Annotated in this window: 2 protein-coding genes; one reads left to right on the forward strand and one right to left on the reverse strand. The window is 30.9% G+C overall.

The annotated features are described in order from the left end of the window. Positions 1 to 244 precede the first annotated feature (244 nt). Positions 245 to 1333, forward strand: coding sequence for a GerAB/ArcD/ProY family transporter (locus tag K9V48_RS27745; protein WP_224142277.1), 1089 nt, complete (start codon positions 245 to 247; stop codon positions 1331 to 1333). A gap of 138 nt (positions 1334 to 1471) precedes the next feature. Here the strand turns inward: K9V48_RS27745 and K9V48_RS27750 are convergent, their stop codons facing one another. Next, on the reverse strand, positions 1472 to 1939 hold the full coding sequence (locus K9V48_RS27750; protein ID WP_224142278.1) for a hypothetical protein: 468 nt from the start codon (positions 1937 to 1939) through the stop codon (positions 1472 to 1474). Positions 1940 to 2255: the final 316 nt, after the last annotated feature.

Here is a 2255-nt window from a genome sequence, read left to right on the forward strand (position 1 = left end):
TAAAGGATTCTACACCGTCGAGATAAGCGTTAACAGCCGTTAATTTTGTTTCTAAAGAATATTTGGTCATAAAAAACTGCACCTCCAATTGTTAGTTGTGTCTAACAATTGGGGTGCAGTTCAGATTGGAAGATCCTTTTTATACTGCTAATTTACCTATATCTACTCGTAGTTTATTAATAAATACAGGAATTTATTGGGATACTAATATTATTTGATATATGTTGGAGGTTTATTACCAATTATGCTCGAAAAAGGAAAAATTAATGCTGGTGAATTTCAGATATTAGTCATCGTATTTACGATAGGAGGAACGGTACTTGTTGCAGCTACTGGACTTGCAGGGGTAGCAAAGCAGGATTCCTGGATTGTTGATCCTTTAACAATTCTTATAAGTTTATTTTTTATATTCATATATAATCAATTAGCCACCCTTTATCCATCTATGACTTATATCGAATATAATAAAAAAATATTTGGAAAATGGATTGGCAAGATTTCAGCACTGCTCTATCTTTTTTATTTTTTTATTCTTTCTTCAGGTGTACTTAGAGAAATAGGGGATTTTTTTACGACACAAATATTGGTTGATACACCTATCCAAATGATTATGATCATGTTTTTGCTCACTAGCTTAATCGGTGTTCGGTTAGGATTAGAAGTCATCTGCCGTACTGCGATAATTTTTTTCCCATGGATAGTTATGATGTTATTAATGCTATTCTTATTTCTCATCCCCGAAATCAAATTAGAAAATATACAACCTATTTTTGGTGAAGGCATGAAACCAATTATTAAGGGCTCATATCACATTTTAGGACTCCCCTATTTAGAGCTTGCGATACTATTAATGATTACACCTTATGTTACCGAAAAAGCAGCAATGAAAAAAGCTTTTTATAGAGGAATGGTAATTGGAGGCATTATCCTATTCATTACGGTCGCTTTCTGTATTTTAGTATTAGGTTCTGACCTTATCGCAAGACAAGCCTATCCTTCATATACTTTAGGGAAAAAAATCAGCATTGGAGGTTTTATTGAACGGATTGAAGTCCTTATTGCATTCATTTGGGTTTTTACAGTGTATTTTAAGTTGACTATTATAAATTATGGGCTCTCTCTTGGGTTAGCTCAAGTACTTGGATTGAAAAGTTATAAAATCTTGCTTTTTCCATTAGCATTTTTAATCATTACCTTTGCGATCTTTTCATATCGAGATATTGTCCATTTTCATGACTTTATTGCGAAAGCGTGGACACCTTATTCCTTAACCATTTGTTTTATTCTGCCGTTATTATTGTTAGTGATTGGAAAAATCAGAAAAAACGTTTAGATTCCAAAGCAACTAAACTGCCAGCAAGTTGAACAAGATTCCAAAGGATCAGATGAATATTCCATACAAAACTAGTTAACATAATTAGGAATTATCGGTATTGAAAAAGGATCTTTATTTGAAGATCCTTTTAATTGATTATGTAAATTTCTTTTTACTTTCAATAATGTATTGAAATCCATATAAGAAAAAGGCCTTATAAAAGAAGTACAAGAAGAATTGAAATTCATTAAACCAAACTAATTTATACACTTTTAATTTTGTAAACAACCTTGTAATCGGAAATGTAAAAATCACTTGAAAAAAAGCATTTAGCATAATAAACTTTTTAAAATTTCCGTATGTCCATTTTAATGAAAATAAAGACATCACCAACATTGGACCTATGAGAAAAGGAAATTCATTTGAAATAGTGGACTGTGGTTTATTATAAAAAGACCACCATCTGCGTTGTTTCCCGATTTGGAGATCAAAAATAGTTAAAAGGATTGCGAGGATCGATGCTGGAAGAAATCTTTTTATGTTATTTTTTCCGACTATGGGAAGTAATAACCATGATATTAACACCATTGCAATATTGATTAACCACTGATTTTTCAATGACATGTAAATTTAAACTCCTTTTTTCTTAGAGTTTCCTCTGTTTTTTTTTATATTCATTTAATTTAGGGCTAATTAATCTTAATTGATCAAGATCTCAAAGGATTGAATGAATACTCTATACAAATCTAGTTAACATAATAGCAACTTTAGGAAGTCACAAAAAAACCAATCCCTTGGTACATAAGGGATTGGTTTCACTTTGTTGAAAAAAGATTATGTCAATGAAAATGCCACAAATTTTTTGTGGCATTTTCATGATTAGTATTTGTTTTATCAAGCGGGTTCTTCTATAATTTCATATGTTAGGTGTAGACCAATT

The organism is Metabacillus rhizolycopersici, assembly GCF_020075705.1.

Bases quoted from the DNA above. Each gene is read 5' to 3' on its own strand.
- K9V48_RS27745 (WP_224142277.1), top strand. From the start codon at position 245: ATGCTCGAAAAAGGAAAAATTAATGCTGGTGAATTTCAGATATTAGTC.
- K9V48_RS27750 (WP_224142278.1), bottom strand. From the start codon at position 1,939: ATGTCATTGAAAAATCAGTGGTTAATCAATATTGCAATGGTGTTAATA.